This is a genomic window from Runella sp. R5_40 (assembly GCF_057652295.1).
Genome location: NZ_JBYFCH010000002.1, coordinates 1 through 21,035, shown reverse-complemented (window position 1 = coordinate 21,035; position 21,035 = coordinate 1). Strand labels below are relative to the sequence as shown.

Below are 21,035 nucleotides of genomic sequence, written 5' to 3'. Positions count from 1 at the left end.
GGTCTATTTGTATTTTTTTTGTAGAAAAGGAACAAGAATTTTGGCGTATTCACGATAACCTTGCGGGTTGATGTGTAGGCTGTCTTTGGTATATAGTTCGCTTTTTACCGTACCATTAGGGTGGAATAGTGCGGGGTTAATATCCACGTACGACAAACGCTTTCCTGTACTAAATGCTTTTACCATTTGATTCCCTTTGGTAACTTCAGCCCAGTGCTGGCGGCGCGACGGCGATAGTTTCATTGACACAAAGCAAATGTGAGTTTTGGGAGAACGCTTCTGAATGAGCGATACAAAATCGCGGTAAGAGTCAAAAAGCTGTTCGGCCGACTTGAATTTTTTTCCTGATAAATCATTCTCTCCTCCGTAAACAACCAATAATTTCGGCTCGTGCGGAATCACCGTTCGTTCTGCATAATGAATCAGTTCGGGAATGGTAGAACCTCCAAAGCCACGGTTGACGACGGGCAATGGGGCTAAGTCGGTTGCCATGTCTTTCCATAGGCGCCAACTGGAACTTCCGTACAAAACTACTTGGCCTTTTTTGATACCTTTGGTTGCATCTTCTTGCTCAAATTTCTTAATTTCCTCCTCAGAGCGGTCGATTTTATAGTCTAGCGCAAAAGGTTCAGCAATGGGTTGATAGGTGAGGTTACTACGTTGGCAGGAAGCCACCACTAGAAGCAATAAAAAGCTACTTACAAAAAAGTTGCGTTTGGTAACTAAAGGGGTCATAGGTGGAGTGTTTTCTAGTTGAAAGCGCCAAACGGTTAGAATTTACGCTTAAACCGAAAAAAAAGCTACCCTAAGAAGGTAGCTTTTTTTGCTCACAAACACTTGACCTAGTTTTCAAAAAAAGATTGATGATGTGTCTATAGTAAGTCTCTTAGCAATGCCACGAGACGTAGTTACAAGTCAAAGATAAGATATAAAATCGCCATTTCCTCACAAATAGTACAGTTTTACACAAAAACTAAAATTGTCAGTTGGGGTAGTTCTAACAAACAAAAATCCGACTTCTCATCGAAAAGTCGGATTCTCACACGATACCTAAACCTTTACTCTACTGAAGGATGGAAAACTCTTTTGTTAGATAAAAATCTGATATTGTAACGTCAGGGCACTTCGGCGACCGTTGGGGCTCAGGCGGCCGTCGGTCGCATTTTGATACACTGGACGGTTTTGATAATCGAGTGTAATTTTGGAGTTATGGCCTTTAATGAGCCAATTCACCCCTACACTGTAAATACTTGCCGTTTTTGACAAGCGCTGGTAGTTGGCTACTTGAGCCGTGGCGTAGGGCATTAAAGTACCGTTTTTGCCCAACAAATCGGCGGCACACAAGTAGCCCAGTTGGCTATAGACCACACTTCCTGTTCCAAACATCGGAAACGCATTGCCTTGCACCCCCGATACCCCCGAAAGCCCTTGGGTGGTTCCACTGGCAGGATTCATGATGCCATTAAAACGTAAATAATTGGGGCCGTAGTCGGTATGAAAATAGCCTAAGTATCCCGAAAAGGCAGTTCCTTTATCCTTATTGATTGGCATATCAGCAAACAATGCCAACGACCACAAATTCATCGCATTATACACCGTGTCTTTGCTTTGGTTGGCGGTGTTCCACATTGCTTTTTTCTGAGAAATAAACCCGCCTTCTAGGTTCAAAATCTTCTTTTTTCCTAAATAAGTGCCTGTCATGTAAGGTGTTTGGTGCGTGTCTTTGTCGAACAAATTATACACCAAAAAACCTTGGTATTGCTTGTGGTGGCCTTTGGCCGCGAAGCTAGAGTTGGTCGAAATCGCTGGCGTAGCAGCGCCGTTGGTAGTGATGGGGAACGGGTCGGTTAATCCTATACGATAATCCCATTTGCCTACCTGACCACGGGCATAGACGGTGAGTTTGCGAGAAAATTCATCGGTTTGGTCCACAGTGGCTTGCGCAAACACAGGCACATCCATCGTCATAATCGTGGTAACACTCGGCTGGCTAAAACGCGAAAGTCCGTTCAAGATGGTTAGTCCACCTCCAATTTTTAACCAATCTTTGTTGGCAAAAGCGGAATATTCCACCACGGCATCATGGATAAAAAAGCCTACTTTACGGTTGGTAGGTACTCCTTGGGCATTTCCCAAAGCTGGAAAACCGTTCAGGAAGTTGAAGTTGTTCATTCCCAATTGGAAATACACAAAGGCGCGGTCGGAAATCTGCCCAAACAACTGCATACGCGTCCGACGAAGACCTAAATCTAAGGTTTGTGAAGCGGGTTCATTTATCACAGTCGTACCTGGATTGCTTTGGTTGAAGCGTACCCAAGTCTGATTCAAAAAAGTAGCTTTAAAGAAGTGCGTACCCGACGCATTTAGGTTGTATTTTAACTCATTTTTGTCGGGAGCAGGTTTGACCGAATCCTGTGCCGTAGCAATTCCTCCCGTAAGAAGGAGCATCCAAATAAGGTGCTTCATGGTGCGCTTTTTAAGTATTGTTTACGCTCACAAAGCACCTACTTGACTATTAATACCACATGAAAAAAAAATTAAAATCATGTTAAAGCAAAGGGGGTGGACTTAGTTACCAAAAGCCCACTGCAAGAAATCTGGCATTATCCTTGACCACGTTGCTTGGTCGTGATGCCCGCCTTTTACCTCTACGTAGCGCACTTCTTTGCCCCACCGAAATCCTTTTCGTTCGAGTTCGGCTACAAGGTCTAGCGTATCTTCTATAGAATCAATGATCCCGTTGTGGTTTCGGTCGTCTTTTTCATCGTCGGTGCCCGTTTGGAACCAAAAAGTGGGCGTAAGTTCCTTAAATTGCTCTCGCCGTACCGACGATTCGCGCACCAAACGGTGCATAATGCGGTCTTGGTGGTCGTCGTAATGATTTTCGTAAGCCCGTTGGCGCCACCAAAACGACCCTGAAAAAGCCCCCGCTTTGCCAAATATTTGGGGATGATGCCACACAATATCAAACGCCGACAAGCCGCTCAGCGAAAACCCGCAAAAGACCGTGTGCGGTGGGCCTGTCAGAACCCGATACTGGTTTTTGATGTAAGGAAGAAGCTCTTCTAGTACAAACGAAGTATAAGCCCCTGCTCTTGCACCACGGTGTTTGTAATCAGCTTGGGTTGCTGTGCCGTATTCTTGAATGCGCTCACCGCAATGTACTGCTACAAGAATAAAAGGAGGCACTTGCTGATGGTGATACAACTCACTTAGCACACGCGTCATTTGTAGGCGTTCTAAATCCTGTCCGTCGTTCATGTACAATACGGGATAGGCCGTATTCGTTGCCTCATAGTGAGGCGGTAACACCACGTCCATAACAATGCCGCGATGCAAGTGCTGCGAATGAAGTGTTGTGTCGTGTTTTACGACCAGTTCAGAAGGAGTGATGAAGTGTTCCAATTAGATAAAAGCTTTGAAAGGCAACAAAAATACAAATAACCCAATATGGGGTATTAATTTCAAATAATTCATTCTTCCAAACTTTTTTCGGACATTTTTGCGTTTATTTACGAAAACTATCAAAAATTGATTTTAATCCCAAATTTTTCTAATTGCATGAAGTATCCCATCGCGCTGACCCTCACGGTAATAGCATCAACCGTTGTTTCATTTGCTCAAACCAAGAAAGCGCCCGTAAAACCTGCTACACCTGCTGCTAAAACAGCCGCACCTGCCAAAACTGCTACGCCAGGCAAACCTGCGGCAGGGTTAAAAATGACAAACGAGTTAGATTCCGTTGCTTATAGTATAGGTATGAATATTGCCCAAAACTTAAAAGGGCAAGGACTTGATAAAATCAATGTAGGCTTACTTTCTAAAGCCATTCAGGATGTGTTGAAGTCGAGCAAAACCGACCTCGACGATTCTCAGGCGCAGATGATTCTTGGTAATTTCTTTAACAAACTTCAAGCCAAGCAGCAGTCGGAAGAAGCTAAAAAGTACGAAGTTGTGAAATTAGCTGGCGAAAAGTTTTTGGAAGAAAACAAAAAGAAAAGCGGCGTAGTTACACTTCCGAGTGGTTTGCAGTATGAAATTATGAAAGCAGGTGACGGCCCTAAACCAACGGCCAATAACACCGTAAAAACCCATTACCACGGCACGCTTATTGACGGAACAGTGTTTGATAGCTCAGTACAACGTGGCCAACCTGCCGAGTTTCCTGTAGGTGGTGTCATTCAAGGCTGGGTAGAAGCCCTTCAATTGATGCCTGTAGGTTCAAAATGGAAATTGTTCATTCCTTATAACTTAGCATACGGTGAGCGTTCGGCTGGCCCAACCATCAAACCGTATTCTGCCCTTGTTTTTGAAGTAGAGTTGTTAGAAATAGTTAAATGATTTTAGCGGGTTGTCGCTTTTGACATCCACTCGCAAGGCTGGTTTTAGAAGTCGCCACACTAAAGTCAATAAATCAGTTTATGAAAATGAAAAGCCTATTAATCGCCTTAGCTCCAGTGTTGCTGCTTGGTCTGCAACCTGATGATTCTCGCTCGCGGGGAGTGATTGCTTCTCACCCCTCTGCCATTAGTGAAGACGACTTGAAGCCTACCATCACCCAAGAAAAGGTGGAGGCGTACGTGACCAAAATTTTCTCGGGATACCATTACCGCAAATTTGGTCTCAACGATTCGTTGTCGAATAAAATGTATGAGAACTATCTTAATGAGATTGACCGTGCAAAGCTTTATTTCTTAGCGAGTGATGTACAGTCGTTTGAAAAATACCGTAACCAATTGGATGAGTCACTTAGCAATGGAGACTTAACTGCGGCTTACGATATGTACAATACGTTCAGAAAACGCTATCGCGAGCGTAGTGCTTACATTGATAAACTATTGACGAAGCCTTCTTTTGATTTTATGGTCGATGAATCATTCAATACCGACCGTGAAAAAGTAGCTTGGGCGAAAACGCCCGACGAGTTGAATGAAGTTTGGCGTAAACTGATTAAAAACGAGGCACTTGAGCTTAGAATTTCGGGCAAACCCGATTCTTCTATTGTTACGTTACTCAAAGACCGCTACAAAAACCGTGAGCGTAACTTAGGCCGTTTCCGCAGCGAGCAAGTGTTCCAAATGTACATGAACGCTTTCTGCGAAGTGCTTGACCCGCACACGCGGTATTTTTCACCTGCTGATTCTGACCGCTTCAAGCAAGATATGTACCAAGCCCTTGAGGGGATCGGTGCGGTGCTTCGCGAAGACGGAAACTACATCAAAGTCGTAGAAGTGGTACCAGGTGGGCCTGCTTTCAAAGACAAACGCTTGAAAAAAGATGACCGTATCATCGGGGTAGCCCAAGGCGACGAAGGGAAATACGAAGATATCGTTGGTTGGTACGTGGACGATGCTGTAAAGAAAATCAAAGGAGCTAAAGGAACGGTTGTTCGTTTGCAAGTTTTAGCAGCGGATGCCCTTCCAAGCGATCCTCCAAAAGAAATCCGTTTGGCGCGCGAAAAAGTAAATTTGCAGACCTCTCGGGCTAAAAAGGAAGTGGTTACCATTACTCAAAACAAGCACGATTATAAGATTGGAATTATTCAGATTCCGTCGTTCTACCGTGACTTTGAGAGTGCTGGCAAACGTGATAAAGATTTTGCAAGTACCACCCGCGACGTACAAAAGCTATTGGATTCACTCAAAGCTGAAAACGTAGAAGGGGTAGTGATTGACCTTCGTAACAACGGTGGTGGTTCGCTTACGGAAGCTATTTCACTCACTGGTTTGTTTATCTCAAAAGGACCTGTAGTGCAAGTCCGCGAGCAAACGGGAGAAACAGAAGTTCAATCTGACCTCAATCCCGAAGTAAATTACGACGGGCCACTCGCGGTACTTACCAACCGTTTCAGTGCGTCTGCTTCCGAAATCTTTGCGGCGGCTATTCAAGACTACAAACGTGGTATCGTATTGGGCGAGCAAACTTACGGCAAAGGTACGGTACAAACCATGGTGGACTTGAACCAGTGGATTAAAGATCCCGACAAATTGGGTCAAATCAATATTACTGTTGCGAAGTTTTACCGCATCAATGGTAGCAGCACGCAGCGCAAAGGAGTGTCACCTGACATTGAGTTCCCGTCGGCGTTTAGTGCCGCAGAATACGGCGAAAGTTCACAACCAACGGCGCTTCCTTGGGATCAAATTGCGACTACTCGTTATGATTTGACGAAATACTTGAACGAAAAACAAGTAGAAAAGCTGCGTGAAAAATACCAACAACGCCTCAAAAATGAGCCTGAGTTGAAAACGTTTACGGAAGAACTTGAGCTTTTCAGAAAAGCCCGCGAAAATACCGTTGTTTCTCTCCAAGAAACCAAACGTAAGAAAGAACGCGAAGAAGCGGAGAAAAAACGTCAGGCGTTGAAAAAGTTGGAAACCGAAGAAGAGGATGACGACGAAGGTACAGTAGCTACCAAGCCTGCCGACAAAAAGAAAAAAGACATTTACATGATTGAAACTGAGCGCATCTTGGCTGACTATATTGCGTTGATAAAGTCGCCTTCGATGGCCAAACGCTAATTTATGAAATACAAAAAGCACGTTTTTATTTGCGCTAACCAAAAAGATGGTGGCAAGAAATGTTGTGGCGCCGAACACGGAACGGCCCTAGTAGATGCCTTCAAGACATCGTTGAAAGACAAAAATCTCCATATTGATATCCGCGCTCAAAAAGCAGGATGCCTCGATGTGTGCGCTTTGGGTCCTGCCTTGGTGGTATATCCTGAAGGTATTTTTTACGGCAATGTCCAGTTGTCTGACGTCGAAGAAATCGTAGAAAGCCACTTGGTAAACAATACGCCAGTGGAGCGCTTAAAACTTCCATTCTAAGCCGTTCTTTTGATTTTTTGAATGCCATTGCGGGCGAGTAAATGTTTCAAAGCTTTACTTTCTGCAATGGCATTCTTATTTTTACTGCTACTCAAACCTCCACCTTCTCTCCATGCTCGAACGTTACTTTTCGCTTTCCCATCACCAAACTACCCTTCGTACCGAAACCATTGCGGGGGTGTCGTCATTTTTGGCAACGATGTACATTATCGTCGTTAACCCCGCCATTTTAAGCCAAGCAGGTTTGCCCTTTGGAGCCGTCCTGACGGCGACCGTCTTGCTGTCGTTCTTTTGTAGCTTGATGATGGGATTATATGCCAAAAACCCGTTGCTCGTTGCGCCTGGCATGGGGCTGAATGCCTTCTTTACTTTTACGGTAGTCAAAGGAATGGGAATCGCTTGGCAAACAGCGCTCGGTGCGGTGTTCTGGGCGGGGGTATTGTTTTTGATTTTATCCATTTTCAACGTCCGTACGCACATTGTTAAGGCCATTCCTAAACCGCTACGGTATGCCATTTCGTCGGGCATTGGCTTGTTTATTACCTTGATTGGTTTTACCAATGCCAAATTTATCGTTGGCAATTCTGCTACGCTCGTTGGGATTGGCAACCTCAAAGACCCCGTTCTGATTACGTTTTTGGTAGGTTTGCTAGTAACGGCGGTATTGGTCGCAAAGCGTGTTACGGGCGGGATTGTCATTGGTATCATTACGACCACGCTTTTAGCCATTCCCATTGGTCGTTGGTGGGGTGATGCGTCAGCGATTAATTTTGGTCAAAAAGCCCTCGTCAACTGGAACGGCCTGCTTGCTTCGCCCGATTTTAGTCTTTTGTTTCAACTCGATTTAGGCGGTTCGTTGAGCCTGGCGTTGTTCCCCGTTATTTTTGCTTTTGCTTTCACTGACCTCTTCGATAGCTTATCGACCTTCGTAGGAGTGGCTGAAGCCGCCGATTTGTACGACGAAAACGGCGACCCGCGCCACATCAAAGAATCGCTACTAACCGACGCCGTGGCTACTACACTAGCGGGGGTCTTGGGGACAAGCCCAGGCACTGCTTACATCGAGTCGGCGGTGGGGATAGAGCAAGGAGGGCGTACAGGTCTAACCGCCGTAATCGCCGCCTTTTTGTTTTTGCCTTTCATGTTTTTGTCGCCCTTGCTGTCGGTGGTGCCTAGCATTGCTACCGCACCTGCATTGGTGATTGTGGGTGCATTTATGATGAAACCCGTCACTAAAATTGACTGGTCGCGCATGGACGAGGCCATCCCTTGTTTGCTCGCTCTTGTCCTGATTCCGTTCAGTTATTCCATCACCCAAGGCATCATCTTTGGTTTCTTGAGTTGGAGTGTTTTAAAAACGATGACAGGCCAAACAAAAGACGTTTCTCCAACACTTTGGGTGATTAACCTTTTTGCCATTGGCTCACTGATTTGGGGACATTGATTTTTCCACTCAATAACTTAATGACAAAAAATAGCGATTCCTGACTACATTTGACTTTCCATTTTTCAATCCATTCAATTTTATTCAAACGCAACAGAACTATGAAAAGAACAGCAGCTGCCAATTGGCAAGGAAGTGGTAAAGAAGGCCACGGAACGGTTTCAACGCAAAGCACGGTATTAGACGGAACGCAATATTCGTTCAACACGCGTTTTGCCGATGGCATTGGCACTAACCCCGAGGAGCTCGTTGGGGCAGCCCACGCGGGTTGTTTTACGATGAAATTAAGCTTTGTAATTGGAGAATATGGTTTAATGGCCGAAAATATCGACACCAAAGCCACCGTTACGTTTGAAAACGGCGCGATTCCAAACATTCACTTGTCGGTAAAAGCAAGTGTACCAGGCATGACAGCTGAGCAATTTGCCGAAGCGGCTCAAAATGCAAAAGCGAACTGCCCCATTTCAAAATTGTTGAATACCGACATTACCATGGACGCCGAATTGGTGTAGTCCTTTAAATCAAAACGCCAGTCGGATTTTTCCGCTGGCGTTTTGCACTTGTTAAGATGAGGTGGGTTGAATCAATGATTAAATGTATTGATTCAAGATGTTTTCGAATAATTCTTGCTTGCCGCTGATTAGCTTTGGCTCGCCATTGGCTACGGCAAAGCTATGAAGGTCTTCCAACGTTAGTTTTCCTGCTTCAAAATCTTGGCCAGCGCCGCTGTCAAACGAAGCATAGCGCTCTGTACGGAGTTTGCTGTACGGAGATTTTACCAAAATATCGTTGGCAATGACCAACGAACGCGCAAACGCATCCATACCACCGATGTGAGCAATGAAAATATCGTCGAGGTCGGTAGAGTTACGGCGGGTTTTTGCATCGAAGTTGATACCTCCTGCGGTGATACCACCTGCTTCAAGAATCACCAACATCGCCTCCGTTAGCTCGCTTAGGTTGATGGGGAATTGGTCAGTATCCCAGCCGTTTTGGTAGTCACCACGGTTGGCATCGATACTACCCAACATACCAGCATCGGCGGCCACTTGCAACTCGTGTTGGAACGTATGCCCTGCCAATGTAGCGTGGTTTACTTCGATGTTCAATTGGAAATCTTTCTCCAAACCGTACTGGCGCAAGAAGCCAATCACCGTTGCTGAATCGTAATCGTATTGGTGCTTGGTAGGCTCACAAGGTTTAGGCTCGATGAAGAACGTACCTTTGAAACCATTTTTACGCGCGTAATCACGAGCCACAGTCAAAAACTGCCCTAGGTGATCCAATTCACGTTTCATGTTGGTATTGAGCAAGCTCATGTAGCCCTCACGACCACCCCAGAATACGTAGTTTTCACCACCCAACGCAATCGTTGCGTCAATGGCGTTTTTCACTTGTACGCCCGCATGAGCCACCACATTAAAATCTGGGTTGGTCGATGCGCCGTTCATATAACGAGGGTTTGAGAATACGTTGGCCGTACCCCAAAGCAATTTTACCCCACTTGCTTGTTGCTTTCCTTTCGCATAGTCCACAATGGCTTGCATACGGCGTTCGTACTCCGAAATGCTTGGCCCTTCGTCCACCAAATCCACATCGTGGAAGCAGTAGTAAGGTACCCCTAGCTTGGTGATAAACTCAAATGCCGCGTCCATTTTGTCTTTGGCACGCTCTACGGCATCTGCTTTGGCATCCCAAGGAAATACTTTTGTTCCTGGGCCAAAGGGATCAGCGCCTGTTCCGCAGAACGTATGCCAGTAAGCTACGGCAAAACGCAAGTGTTCTTTCATGGTTTTTCCGCCAATGATACGGTTTTCATCGTACCACTTAAATGCAAGCGGATTGTCTGAATCGCGACCTTCAAACTGAATTTTGGAGATGCCCTTGAAATATTCGGAATTTCCGAGTGTAACTGACATAAAATAAGTTAGTTTAAATGTTTTCTCGAAAGCGTAATTACTACTAAAAGAGCGAATTTTGCTTTCTTACTGATGCAAAAAAAGAAAATAATTGTCAAATTGACAATTTTATATTTAAACTTGCACTTGACAATCTTTTTTCAAACCATCAAAAAACTGTCAATAGGCTATCATACAGCACATTAACTTTATTGTACGTATATAAAAAAAGACAAAAAAAATAGAAGTGCCGCCGCTTCTATACGCAACTCTGAACGAGTTTTGGTAGTCTTTTTTACCTAAAACTGCGTAGTAAAGAAATCCAAGTATGGTAATTTATTGAGCAAAGTCTCTTTTGACCGAGAGAACCCAAAAATATTCTATGAAACTCTATCGTACCACCAATGGCTTTTATGCCGAGGCTGATGGCCAATTTTATAAAATCCCAACCTTTATTTGGGACGAACTTATCAACCGCGACGATTTGCACGCTTATTTGCGAACCACCATCGCTAGTCTTGCTCCCGAAGCGTCTTTCGACGAAAGCAGCATTGTGGCTCCCGTAGGAACGCAAGAAGTGTGGGCGTCGGGGGTGACGTACTATCGCAGTAAAATTGCGCGGATGGAAGAGTCAAAAGACTCAGGAGGCGATACCTTCTACGACAAGGTATATGATGCCGAACGTCCTGAGTTATTTTTCAAAAGCCTTGCCCACAAAGTAGTGGGAAGTGGTGGCACGGTCAACATCCGTCCTGATTCGTCGTGGAACGTACCTGAGCCAGAATGGACGCTCTTTGCGACATCAACTGGAAAAATTGTTGGGTACACTATCGGAAACGACATGAGTTCGCGTAGTATCGAAGGAGAAAACCCACTTTATTTGCCTCAGGCCAAAGTCTATGACGGTTCGGCTGCGTTGGGGCCTTGTTTGTACGTACCCGCCGAGCCAATGGCCGTTACGACCACCATCGACATTGAAATTTTACGGAATGACGCAAAAGTATTTGAAGGCCGTACCACCCTCGAACAACTCAAACGCCGCCCTGAAGATTTGGTGAGCTATTTATTCCGTTCTAATACATTTACCACAGGCGTATTCTTGATGACGGGCACAGGACTTGTGCCTTCTAACGAATTTACGCTTCAAGTGGGTGACGTTGTCAATATCCGTATCGATAAAATCGGCCAATTGACCAACACTGTTGCGTTTGCTAAAGCTTAAAATACACCAATCTATATGCAAGATACACTCCCACAGGGCTTTATTCCTGTGATGCTCACCCCGTTTAAAGAAAATGGTGAGATTGATTTCGATGGTTTGACCCAACTTACTGAGTTGTATTTACAAGCAGGAGCAGCGGGTCTTTTTGCCAATTGCCTCTCGTCCGAAATGTACGAACTCACCGAAGACGAGCGTCTTGCCATTACGCGTCACGTAGTGGAGGTGGCCAATGGCCGCGTGCCCGTGGTTGCGACAGGAACGTTTGGCGGACCGATTGCCGAACAGGCTGAGTTTGCCAAGAAAATTTATGCAACGGGGATTCAAGCAGTCATTGTGATTACTAGCTTGTTGGCCGATGCCAACGAATCGGATGAGGTGTTTATGAAGCGAATAAACGAACTTCTTCACCTAACGCCAGGCGTCATTTATGGACTGTACGAATGTCCGGTTCCTTACAAACGTCTTGTTACGGCCAAAGATTTGGGTGAACTCGCCGCGACAGGTCGGGTGATTTACCACAAAGATACGTCGCTCGACATTGACAATGTAAAAGGTAAAATCGCCGCCACCCAAGGGCAGCGTTTTGGCGTATATGATGCCTACATGGAGCACGCCGTGGCATCGTTGCAAGCAGGTTCGGCAGGGTTATCGTGTATTCAAGGGAATTTCTTCCCAGAAGTTATTGTGTGGTTATGCGCAAACTATAACAATCCTGACCAGCAAGTAGGCATTGCGCGCGTTCAGCAACTGTTGATTGAGACCATGCCCGTCATCCATTATGCGTATCCTACGGTCGCTAAGTATTACTTACAAAAACGCGGTTTCCCGATTTCGCTTTATACCCGTCGCAAGGTAGAAGAATGTACGGCAGAAGTGAAAACGGAGGTCGATGCACTTTACGAGCGCGTTGAGGCACTTTCCAAAGAACTCGGGATTAGCTAGATATTATAGTAGATATTCCTGCAAATCTGGGATTTAATTCTCGATTTGCAGGAATAATTGCTAAGACACCTTCACGGTCAGCCCCTATTAGGGCTGGCATTTTTTTTGCCTGTCTTTCACCAAACAATGACTGATGGCCATTAAAAATACGTTGCTCTACGCTTTTCTTCCTAGTAAGACTATCTACCTCTCCATGAAATCTTTTTTCTACTTCATCATCGCTATGGCTGGGGCTGTGAGTGCGTTGGCACAGCGGCAAATTGTACCTGTTAATTTTTCGCAGGTGACGGTCAATGATTTTTTCTGGAAACCTCGAATTGAGAAAGTGCATTCAGCGACCCTCCCCGTGTGCATGACTTACACCGAAGACTCAACGGCTCGGATTCGTAATTTTGAAAATGCAGCCAAACGAAGCGGGCAGCATAAAGGCATTTATTTCGACGATTCGGACGTCTATAAAGTCATTGAAGGCATTGCGTACACCCTTAAAACCACCCCTGACAAAGCTTTAGAAGCCAAAACCGACGAGTGGATTGATAAGATTGCAGCAGCGCAACTTCCCGATGGTTATTTGAATACGTACTACACGCTCAAGGGACTCGACAAACGCTGGACCGACATGGAAAAGCACGAAGACTACTGCTTAGGGCATTTGATAGAGGGGGCGGTGGCCTACTACGACGCTACCAAAAAACGTAAATTGCTCGATGTATCCATTCGCTTTGCCAATCATTTTGATTCGACGTTTCGCCTTCAAAATCGACCTTGGGTAACAGGTCACCAAGAATTGGAGTTGGCACTGGTGAAGCTTTACCACACGACTCAAAACGACCGCTATCTCAAACTCGCCGACTGGCTGATTGAGCAACGCGGCAAAGGAAATGGTCGCGGGCAGATTTGGACAGATAAAAATTTTGATGGCGCTCGCTATTGTCAAGACGATGTGCCTGTCCGTGAAATGACCGACATCAAAGGCCACGCCGTTCGGGCCATGTACCTCTACACTGGTATGGCCGACGTAGCCGCAGAAACAGGCGACCGTGGCTACACCCAAGCCCTCGAACGCGTCTGGGCCGATGTGGTCGAACGAAATATGTACGTCACGGGTGGCATTGGCTCTTCGACCAAAAACGAAGGGTTCACGGTCGATTATGACCTACCCAACGAATCGGCTTACTGCGAAACCTGTGCTTCGGTGGGGATGGTTTTTTGGAATCAACGCATGAACCTCTATTCGGGCGAGGCGAAGTACGTGGATGTGCTCGAACGTTCGCTTTACAACGGTGCGTTGGCAGGTGTACAACTGACGGGGAATTTGTTTTTTTACGTCAACCCGCTGGCTTCGTTTGGGATGCACCACCGCAAAGCTTGGTACGGTACGGCTTGTTGCCCCAGCAACGTCTCACGCTTGATGCCGTCGGTAGGAGGCTATATTTACAACACTTCGGCGAATACGCTTTGGGTGAATTTGTATGTTGGTAGCAGTACTGAAGTGAAATTGGGAACTAACAAAGTGAAGTTTACCCAAAAAACCAATTACCCTTGGGCGGGCGAAGTAGAGTTTAAAGTTGTTCCCGACAGCAGCAAAGTGGACTTTGGGGTTAAATTGAGAATCCCTGCTTGGTGCGACAAATACAGCGTTGAAGTCAACGGAAAGGCAGTTTCAAACTTGGTGGCAGACAAAGGCTACGTGACAGTTGCGCGCACATGGGCAAAAAATGATGTTCTCAAACTTCGCATGGAGATGCCCGTTAAAGTTGTAGCGGCCGACCCGCGCGTGCAAGCCAACGTAGGCAAACGTGCCATTCAGCGCGGCCCGCTTGTGTATTGCATTGAAGAGCAGGACAACCGTCATTTGGATTTTGACCAAATGGTGCTTTCGCCCAAAACCCAATTTACAACAGCATTTGAGCCTGCTTTGCTCGGAGGTGTTACTACGATTAAGGCCCAAAATGGCGGCGATAACTTTACGTTAATTCCCTACTATTCGTGGGACAACCGCCAAGCTGGCCGCATGAAAGTATGGATGGACTGGAAGGGGAAATAACCGCAAACGGTTCGGTATCGGAAGTTTAGCTTTGCATTAAGCTCAACTTCCGATAAAAACTTTTTTCTTCCTTTAAAAGCTCGTCGTGCGTGCCGCGTTCGATGATTTTTCCACCGCTTAATACCAGGATTTCATCGGCGTGCTGAATGGTGCTGAGGCGGTGAGCAATGACCAAGGTCGTACGATTTTTCATCAAATTAGTCAACGCTTCTTGCACCAACTTTTCAGATTCGGTGTCCAAGGCCGAAGTCGCTTCGTCCAAAATTAAAATCGGTGGGTTTTTCAAAATCGCCCGCGCAATGCTCAAACGCTGCCGTTGTCCACCCGAAAGCTTTGTGCCTCGGTCGCCGATGACGGTTTGGTAGCTATCGGGCTGTTCCAGAATAAAATCGTGGGCATTGGCAATTTTAGCCGCCGCCATCACTTCGGCTTCGGTGGCCTCGGTGCCAAAAGCGATGTTGTTGAAAATTGTATCGTTGAAAAGAATCGACTCTTGTGTTACAATCCCCATTTGGTCGCGCAGCGATTTTGTGGTGATGGAACGTAAATCCAGTCCATCAATCAAAATTTGCCCTTCGGTGGGGTCATAAAAACGAGGAATCATATCGGCAATCGTTGATTTACCCCCGCCCGACGAACCTACAAGTGCAACGGTTTTGCCTTTTTTGAGTGAAAAAGAAATGTTCTGCAATACAGGGACGCCCTTTTCGTACTCAAACGAAAGGTTTTTTACTTCAATGGCCGAGTTAAACTTCTTGAACTGCTGGGCATTGGGTGCATCTTGAACTTCCAAAGGCATGTCAATCAAACGCATGATGCGCTCGCCCGACGCCACTCCGCGTTGGATGCCACTGATGGCGTTAGAAATCTCTTTGGCAGGCCGTAACACCTGTGAAAAAATAATGATGTACGTCACGAAGGTGGAAGCCGAAAGCTCAAAGTTGTCGGAAAGTACCATCGAACCACCGTACAACAATATCCCCGCTACGACCGAAACCCCCATAAATTCCGACATCGGCGGGGCAAGTTCTTGACGAAACACCATGCGTAACAAGGAATGGCGGTAGCCTTGGTTTTCTTCTTCAAAACGGCGACGAATGACTTTTTCGGCATTAAAACCTTTCACCACCCGAATCCCACCAAACGTTTCGTCGAGGACGCTGATGATATTACTCAAACGTTGCTGCACTTCTGAGGCCGATTCTTTGAGTTTTTTGGCCAATGTTCCAATAATAATTCCCGAAAGAGGAATGACGATGAGCGTAAAAAAAGTCAGTTTGACCGACATGGCAAAGAGCGTCACGAAGTAAAAAATGAGCGTAAACAACTCTTTGAACAACGCACTAAACGCCCGTCCGAGCGAGTTCTCGATTTCTTGGACGTCGGTAGTAACGCGGGAAATGAGGTCGCCTTTGCGCTCGTTGGAGAAAAACGAAAGGCTCAAACGAATGGCACTGTCAAAAACCGCTTGGCGCAGCTGGGCTACGGTGTGCGCTTTAAAATTTTCAATGATTCGAATGGAAAGGTATTTGAAGACGTTGGCCAAAAAAACGCACAACAAAATAGCTCCACAGACAAATTGCAACGCTCCTAGTTTGCCGTATTGTTGGATGGCGTGCCCAAAATAATATTGGAACAAATCGACCAAATAGGCGGCGTCGAAACGGAACGAGGGAAAAACCAGTTGAGACGGAATTTTTGCTTTCCCAAAAAGAACATCTAATAAAGGTTGAATCAGTGTAAAATTGAGTACCCCAAACAAGCTACCCAATAAAGAGGTAAAAAAGTACGGCCCAACGTATCGGCTAAGCGGGCGGGCGTACTGTAAAATGCGCCAGTAAATTTTCATTTAGAACCTTAATCCATTTTATCAATTCCAACAACGATAAACTCTTTATAGTTGTGTTGATGAAGAGGTTTATCAAAATTGTCTATTTATGGGGCCAAAGGTAACAAAAATAGATAGGTATGTTACGTGTTTAGCTTTTGCCAAAATGCTCTAATTTATTTATTTTTGATAAAAACATAGACCTATGCAAACCTCCACTTCTGTCACTGTTGAAGAATATTTTGATTTACTTCAAAAATCTGATGTCAAACTAGAATACCATGCAGGGGAGGTAGTTGCGATGGCAGGTGCCCAGCCTGCTCATAATCGGATATGCGTGACGCTTTCTACTGCGCTGGAAAATTGTTTACGAACAGGAGCGTGTATAGTACTAAATAGCGACCAACTTATCAAAATTGAAGGATGTCAAAAATATGTTTTTCCTGATTTGGTGATTGTTTGTAAAACACCCGTTTATGAGAAGGCTCCGAATGGGTTGGATGCGTTGGAGAATCCTGAAATCATTATTGAGGTCTTATCCGATTCTACCGAAGCCTACGATAGACTGGAGAAATTCGATTGTTACAAAACAATTCCTTCGTTTCGTGAATACGTACTTGTGTCATCTAAAAAGAAGAAAGTGGAAGTTATCAAAAAATTAAGCGAGGCAGAGTGGTTGAGTCATACCTATAATGAAAACGATACGACACTTCAAATCGGAGAATGTTCAATAGCTTTGGCCGACATTTATCATAAGGTAATGTTCGGTTAAAACATTCACGAAAAGTGAGTAGAAAACAGTTTTTAATATTTTTTAAAATATATTTGTACTTATTATAAACTGTTCCTGCCTTTATCGTGAAAATGAATCGAAAAATACTTGCTTACCTGTTCAAAAACAGGCTTTTAGTAGGAGTGGGCATTGCGGTTAGCTGTGTGACTACTGCTTGCTTTCTGAATGGAGGTAGCACGTCGGCAGCTTCTGTTCCCGACGAGGTTGACTATAATTACCACATCCGACCGATTCTCTCGGATCGTTGCTTTAAATGCCACGGCCCCGATGCTAACAAACGGGAAGCTGACTTACGTTTAGATACCGAAGAAGCCGCTTATGCCGCGCTGAAAGACAATGCCAAGCTTCATGCGATTGTTCCAGGAAAACCCGACGAGTCGGCGGTGTGGTTGCGTATCATTACCAAAGATACGGCTGAAATTATGCCGCCTTTGGAATCCAACCTTAAACTGAACGAACACGAGATTGCGCTGATTGAAAAGTGGATTAAACAAGGCGCTAAATACAAACCCCACTGGGCGTTTATTGCGCCAGAAAGGCCCAAATTGCCCAACGTTGACAATGATGCTTGGCCTAAAAACCCCATCGACTACTTCACGTTGGCTGAAATGGAAGAGAATGGCTTGAAGCCCAACGAGGAAGCCGATAAAGAACGGCTTTTGAAACGGGCGGCCTTGGATATTACGGGACTTCCGCCTTCGCTCGATTTGCAAGAACGCTTTTTGAAAGACGAATCGCCTAATGCCTATGAAAAGGTGGTGGACGAATTGCTAAGTTCAAAACACTACGGCGAAAAAATGGCGATTCCGTGGTTAGATGCCGCTCGGTATGCCGACTCGCACGGGTACCAAGACGATGGACTACGGACAATGTGGCCGTGGCGCGATTGGGTAATTCATGCTTTTAATCAAAATTATAGCTACAGCAAATTTTTGACGTGGCAACTTGCGGGGGATTTGATTGTAAAACGTCAGAAGGGCAATCCCGCCAATCCTCGCATCAAAGAGGCATTGCTGGCAACGGGCTTTAACCGTAACCATAAAATCACGCAAGAAGGTGGGGTGATTGACGAAGAATACCGCATCGAATACGTAACCGACCGTACCAATACATTTGGGAAAACGTTTTTGGCACTGACCTACGAATGCGCCAAATGCCACGATCACAAGTACGACCCCATTCTACAAAAAGATTATTACAGTGCTTTTGCCTTCTTTAACCAAGTGCCCGAAAAAGGCTTGGTAGGAACCATTGATGCTTCCTTCGCCGACCCTCCAAACCTCAAGTTGACGACCAAAGATGTTAAGAGTATTCTGACCTTTGTCAACAAAACCGATACCGCCGATGTGACGGTAATGGTGATGCAAGATTTGGATACGTTGCGGAAAACGCACGTGTTGGGGCGCGGTAATTATGACCAACCGACCGATGTAGTTGGGGCTCAAATGCCCAAATTCTTATTGCCTTTTGATACCAAAAAATACCCCGACAACCGCCTAGGGCTTGCACAATGGATGCTTGATGCGAAAAATCCGCTGACAGCGAGGGTGTTTGTCAACCGAGTGTGGCAGGAGTTCTTTGGACGTGGCATTGTCAAAACTGTTGGTGATTTTGGAATGCAAGGGGAGTTACCTTCGCATCCGCAGTTGTTAGACTGGTTGGCGGTGGATTTCCGTACCCACGATTGGAACATTAAGCGTTTGGTGAAACAAATCGTGATGTCGGCCACCTATCGACAGTCGGCTGTGATTACGAAGGAACACTTGGCCAAAGATCCTGAAAATGTGCTATTGGCTCGTGCGCCCCGAATGCGCCTTTCGGCGGAGTTGGTACGCGATTTTGTGTTATCTACGAGCGGACTGCTTAGTCCTGCCATTGGTGGGCCGAGTGTCAAACCTTACCAGCCAAAGGGCTTGTGGGAAGTAGCGACTTCGGGGCGAGGAAGTCTTAAAAGCTACATCCAAGACCACGGCGATAGCCTTTACCGAAGAGGAATGTATGTCTTTATCAAACGAACGGTGCCGCCGCCGTCGATGCTGATTTTTGATGCTTCCAACCGCGACCAATGCGAGGTAAAACGTTCCCGAACCAATACACCACTTCAGGCATTGGTAATGCTCAACGACCCCGTTGTATTAGAATCGGCGAGGGTATTGGCCGAAAAACTAGCACTGGAAAAGAACTCGGACGAGGACAAAATCAAGAAAGCTTTCCGCATCGTCGTGTGCCGAACTGGAAAAGATAAAGAACTCAGTGTGCTCGAAAAATATTTTGAAAGTGAGCAATCGGTGTTTGCCAAAGACCCCAAAAAGGCCGCGAAACTGCTGAGTGTAGGAGAACGTCCGCAAGCACGAATCGCTAATCGTCCTATGGTAGCAGCCCTTATGCAATCCATACTGATGATGTATAACTTGGAAGAGGCGATTATGAAATAACTGGGCAAGAACACACAACAATTCATTAGAACTATGAATAAGAACGAATTTTTTGAAAACCGTTTGAATGTCAACCGTCGGCATTTTATGGGAAAAATGGCAGCGGGGATTGGTAGTGTTGCGTTGGGGTCTTTGCTTGTTCCTGATTTGTTTAAGGGAGCAGGTGATGACGTAGAAGAACTTCCTTTGGGGGTTGCTCAGTTTGCACCCAAGGCAAAACGAGTCATTTATTTGTTCCAAAACGGGGCTCCATCTCAGTACGAAAGCTTTGAATATAAACCGTTGCTCAATAAAATGGCGGGCGAAGAACTCCCTGCCTCGATACGGATGGGACAACGCCTGACGGGAATGACGGCCAACCAAGCCAAGTTTCCGTTGGTTGGGTCTTACTTTAAGTTTGCACAACATGGGCAGTCGGGGATGTGGATGAGCGAGTTGTTTCCCAACATTGCCAATATTGCCGACGACCTCTGCATGATTAAAACCATGAACACGGAGGCCATCAACCATGACCCTGCGCTCACTTTTATGCAGACGGGCGCGCAACAAGGCAATCGCCCTAGCATGGGGTCGTGGGTGAGCTATGGTTTGGGTAGTGAAAATAAAAACTTACCTGCGTTTTCGGTGTTGCTGTCGCGCGGGAAGGGAAATGGACAAGGGGTGTATTCAAAACTTTGGTCCAACGGATTTTTGGATTCGACGCACCAAGGCGTGGTATTTAGTAGCGGTGAAGACCCTATTTTGTACCTCAACAACCCCGCCAATTCTGACCGAGCGTCGCACCGAAAAATGCTGGATAAACTGGCAGAACTGAACAACATGGCGTTCGACGATTTTGGCGACCCCGAAATCAAAGCCAAAGTGCAGCAGTACGAAATGGCGTATCGGATGCAAACCGCCGTTCCTGAGTTGACAGATTTGAGCAAAGAACCTGACCACATTGTAAAAATGTACGGCCCTGAGTGTTTGGTGCCAGGGACGTTTGCTGCCAATTGTTTGTTGGCACGTAAACTTTCGGAAGCAGGGGTACGTTTTGTGCAATTGTATCACCAAGGCTGGGATCAGCACGGAAACATGGTGGGAGAGATGCCATTGCAAGCCAAAGATACCGACCGTGCTTCGGCGGCTTTGATTACCGATTTGAAACAACGTGGCTTGCTCGACGAAACATTGGTGATTTGGGGAGGAGAATTTGGGCGTACCAATTACGGTCAAGGAACTTCAACCAAGGATAACTACGGCCGCGACCACCATCCACGGGCGTATTGCACGTTTATGGCGGGTGGAGGAGTAAAACCTGGAACGGTCTATGGCCAAACGGATGACTTTGGGTACAACATCGTGCGTGACCCTGTTCATATCAACGATTTTCACGCGACGGTGATGCACTTGATGGGTATCAATCACGAAAAACTTACCTACAAGCACCTCGGCCGCCGCTATCGCTTGACCGACTTGGCTGGAAAAGTATTGCCTGGGCTAATTGCGTAATTGGCTGTAAGCCTGCTAATAGTCGTCGCCGCACGGATTTCTATGGTTTATGCAAGCGTGCGAGTATAATTTTTGTCATATTTTTGCTGGTGATGCACCACCGAG

Annotated in this window: 16 protein-coding genes; 11 read left to right on the top strand and 5 right to left on the bottom strand. The window is 45.9% G+C overall.

Annotated features, from left to right (window positions below; all coding sequences use genetic code 11):
- Nucleotides 1–3: 3 nt before the first annotated feature.
- The 3 genes from AC23N5_RS04900 to AC23N5_RS04890 form a co-directional block, all read right to left on the bottom strand.
- On the bottom strand, nucleotides 4–735 hold the full coding sequence (locus tag AC23N5_RS04900) for a GDSL-type esterase/lipase family protein (RefSeq protein WP_487754689.1): 732 nt from the start codon (nucleotides 733–735) through the stop codon (nucleotides 4–6).
- 354 nt (nucleotides 736–1,089) lie between these two features.
- Entirely contained in the window at nucleotides 1,090–2,466 is a 1,377-nt protein-coding gene (locus tag AC23N5_RS04895; protein ID WP_487754688.1) for a hypothetical protein, read from the bottom strand.
- A 102-nt stretch (nucleotides 2,467–2,568) separates the two neighbouring features.
- Nucleotides 2,569–3,405, bottom strand: coding sequence for an alpha/beta hydrolase (locus tag AC23N5_RS04890; RefSeq protein WP_487754687.1), 837 nt, complete (start codon nucleotides 3,403–3,405; stop codon nucleotides 2,569–2,571).
- A 156-nt stretch (nucleotides 3,406–3,561) separates the two neighbouring features.
- On the opposite strand from AC23N5_RS04890, the gene bamJ reads away from it, so the two are divergent.
- From bamJ to AC23N5_RS04865, 5 genes are all read left to right on the top strand, one after another.
- Complete coding sequence (bamJ, locus tag AC23N5_RS04885) at nucleotides 3,562–4,341, top strand: BamJ family beta-barrel-assembly machinery protein (protein WP_487754686.1); 780 nt, start codon at nucleotides 3,562–3,564, stop codon at nucleotides 4,339–4,341.
- A gap of 86 nt (nucleotides 4,342–4,427) precedes the next feature.
- Entirely contained in the window at nucleotides 4,428–6,521 is a 2,094-nt protein-coding gene (locus tag AC23N5_RS04880) for a carboxy terminal-processing peptidase (protein WP_487754685.1), read from the top strand.
- Between the two features lie 3 nt (nucleotides 6,522–6,524).
- Nucleotides 6,525–6,830 carry a (2Fe-2S) ferredoxin domain-containing protein gene (locus tag AC23N5_RS04875; RefSeq protein WP_183975289.1) on the top strand — a complete coding sequence of 102 codons (306 nt, stop codon included), beginning with the start codon at nucleotides 6,525–6,527 and terminating at the stop codon, nucleotides 6,828–6,830.
- A gap of 112 nt (nucleotides 6,831–6,942) precedes the next feature.
- Nucleotides 6,943–8,274: an NCS2 family permease gene (locus AC23N5_RS04870; protein ID WP_487754684.1), complete on the top strand. Its 1,332-nt coding sequence runs from the start codon at nucleotides 6,943–6,945 to the stop codon at nucleotides 8,272–8,274.
- Between the two features lie 101 nt (nucleotides 8,275–8,375).
- The gene (locus AC23N5_RS04865) at nucleotides 8,376–8,786 is read left to right on the top strand and encodes an OsmC family protein (RefSeq protein ID WP_487754683.1); all 411 of its coding nucleotides are present in this window, start codon (nucleotides 8,376–8,378) and stop codon (nucleotides 8,784–8,786) included.
- Between the two features lie 78 nt (nucleotides 8,787–8,864).
- Here the strand turns inward: AC23N5_RS04865 and xylA are convergent, their stop codons facing one another.
- A complete protein-coding gene (gene xylA / locus AC23N5_RS04860) occupies nucleotides 8,865–10,193 on the bottom strand; it encodes a xylose isomerase (protein WP_487754682.1) in 1,329 nt (442 codons plus the stop codon).
- Nucleotides 10,194–10,554: 361 nt separating this feature from the next.
- Between xylA and AC23N5_RS04855 the strand changes: the two genes are divergently transcribed.
- The 3 genes from AC23N5_RS04855 (at nucleotide 10,555) to AC23N5_RS04845 (ending at nucleotide 14,383) form a co-directional block, all read left to right on the top strand.
- Entirely contained in the window at nucleotides 10,555–11,394 is an 840-nt protein-coding gene (locus AC23N5_RS04855) for a fumarylacetoacetate hydrolase family protein (protein ID WP_028525171.1), read from the top strand.
- 15 nt (nucleotides 11,395–11,409) lie between these two features.
- Nucleotides 11,410–12,336, top strand: coding sequence for a dihydrodipicolinate synthase family protein (locus AC23N5_RS04850; RefSeq protein WP_487754681.1), 927 nt, complete (start codon nucleotides 11,410–11,412; stop codon nucleotides 12,334–12,336).
- A 193-nt stretch (nucleotides 12,337–12,529) separates the two neighbouring features.
- Entirely contained in the window at nucleotides 12,530–14,383 is a 1,854-nt protein-coding gene (locus tag AC23N5_RS04845; RefSeq protein ID WP_487754680.1) for a glycoside hydrolase family 127 protein, read from the top strand.
- A gap of 25 nt (nucleotides 14,384–14,408) precedes the next feature.
- Here the strand turns inward: AC23N5_RS04845 and AC23N5_RS04840 are convergent, their stop codons facing one another.
- On the bottom strand, nucleotides 14,409–16,232 hold the full coding sequence (locus AC23N5_RS04840; RefSeq protein ID WP_487754679.1) for an ABC transporter ATP-binding protein: 1,824 nt from the start codon (nucleotides 16,230–16,232) through the stop codon (nucleotides 14,409–14,411).
- Between the two features lie 184 nt (nucleotides 16,233–16,416).
- Here AC23N5_RS04840 and AC23N5_RS04835 point away from each other — a divergent pair, with 184 nt between their 5' ends.
- From AC23N5_RS04835 to AC23N5_RS04825, 3 genes are all read left to right on the top strand, one after another.
- Nucleotides 16,417–16,983 (top strand): Uma2 family endonuclease, encoded by a 567-nt coding sequence (locus AC23N5_RS04835; protein WP_183975274.1) that lies wholly within the window; start codon nucleotides 16,417–16,419, stop codon nucleotides 16,981–16,983.
- A 92-nt stretch (nucleotides 16,984–17,075) separates the two neighbouring features.
- Complete coding sequence (locus AC23N5_RS04830) at nucleotides 17,076–19,439, top strand: PSD1 and planctomycete cytochrome C domain-containing protein (RefSeq protein WP_487754678.1); 2,364 nt, start codon at nucleotides 17,076–17,078, stop codon at nucleotides 19,437–19,439.
- A gap of 33 nt (nucleotides 19,440–19,472) precedes the next feature.
- Nucleotides 19,473–20,930 (top strand): DUF1501 domain-containing protein, encoded by a 1,458-nt coding sequence (locus AC23N5_RS04825; protein ID WP_487754677.1) that lies wholly within the window; start codon nucleotides 19,473–19,475, stop codon nucleotides 20,928–20,930.
- The last annotated feature ends 105 nt before the right edge of the window (nucleotides 20,931–21,035 follow it).

What these genes read in the sequence shown, in the direction of transcription:
- AC23N5_RS04830 (WP_487754678.1), top strand. Translation starts at nt 17,076, where the DNA reads ATGAATCGAAAAATACTTGCTTACCTGTTCAAAAACAGGCTTTTAGTA.
- xylA (WP_487754682.1), bottom strand. Translation starts at nt 10,193, where the DNA reads ATGTCAGTTACACTCGGAAATTCCGAATATTTCAAGGGCATCTCCAAA.
- AC23N5_RS04865 (WP_487754683.1), top strand. Translation starts at nt 8,376, where the DNA reads ATGAAAAGAACAGCAGCTGCCAATTGGCAAGGAAGTGGTAAAGAAGGC.
- AC23N5_RS04870 (WP_487754684.1), top strand. Translation starts at nt 6,943, where the DNA reads ATGCTCGAACGTTACTTTTCGCTTTCCCATCACCAAACTACCCTTCGT.
- AC23N5_RS04875 (WP_183975289.1), top strand. Translation starts at nt 6,525, where the DNA reads ATGAAATACAAAAAGCACGTTTTTATTTGCGCTAACCAAAAAGATGGT.
- AC23N5_RS04850 (WP_487754681.1), top strand. Translation starts at nt 11,410, where the DNA reads ATGCAAGATACACTCCCACAGGGCTTTATTCCTGTGATGCTCACCCCG.
- AC23N5_RS04845 (WP_487754680.1), top strand. Translation starts at nt 12,530, where the DNA reads ATGAAATCTTTTTTCTACTTCATCATCGCTATGGCTGGGGCTGTGAGT.
- AC23N5_RS04895 (WP_487754688.1), bottom strand. Translation starts at nt 2,466, where the DNA reads ATGAAGCACCTTATTTGGATGCTCCTTCTTACGGGAGGAATTGCTACG.
- AC23N5_RS04880 (WP_487754685.1), top strand. Translation starts at nt 4,428, where the DNA reads ATGAAAAGCCTATTAATCGCCTTAGCTCCAGTGTTGCTGCTTGGTCTG.
- AC23N5_RS04825 (WP_487754677.1), top strand. Translation starts at nt 19,473, where the DNA reads ATGAATAAGAACGAATTTTTTGAAAACCGTTTGAATGTCAACCGTCGG.
- bamJ (WP_487754686.1), top strand. Translation starts at nt 3,562, where the DNA reads ATGAAGTATCCCATCGCGCTGACCCTCACGGTAATAGCATCAACCGTT.
- AC23N5_RS04855 (WP_028525171.1), top strand. Translation starts at nt 10,555, where the DNA reads ATGAAACTCTATCGTACCACCAATGGCTTTTATGCCGAGGCTGATGGC.
- AC23N5_RS04840 (WP_487754679.1), bottom strand. Translation starts at nt 16,232, where the DNA reads ATGAAAATTTACTGGCGCATTTTACAGTACGCCCGCCCGCTTAGCCGA.
- AC23N5_RS04835 (WP_183975274.1), top strand. Translation starts at nt 16,417, where the DNA reads ATGCAAACCTCCACTTCTGTCACTGTTGAAGAATATTTTGATTTACTT.
- AC23N5_RS04900 (WP_487754689.1), bottom strand. Translation starts at nt 735, where the DNA reads ATGACCCCTTTAGTTACCAAACGCAACTTTTTTGTAAGTAGCTTTTTA.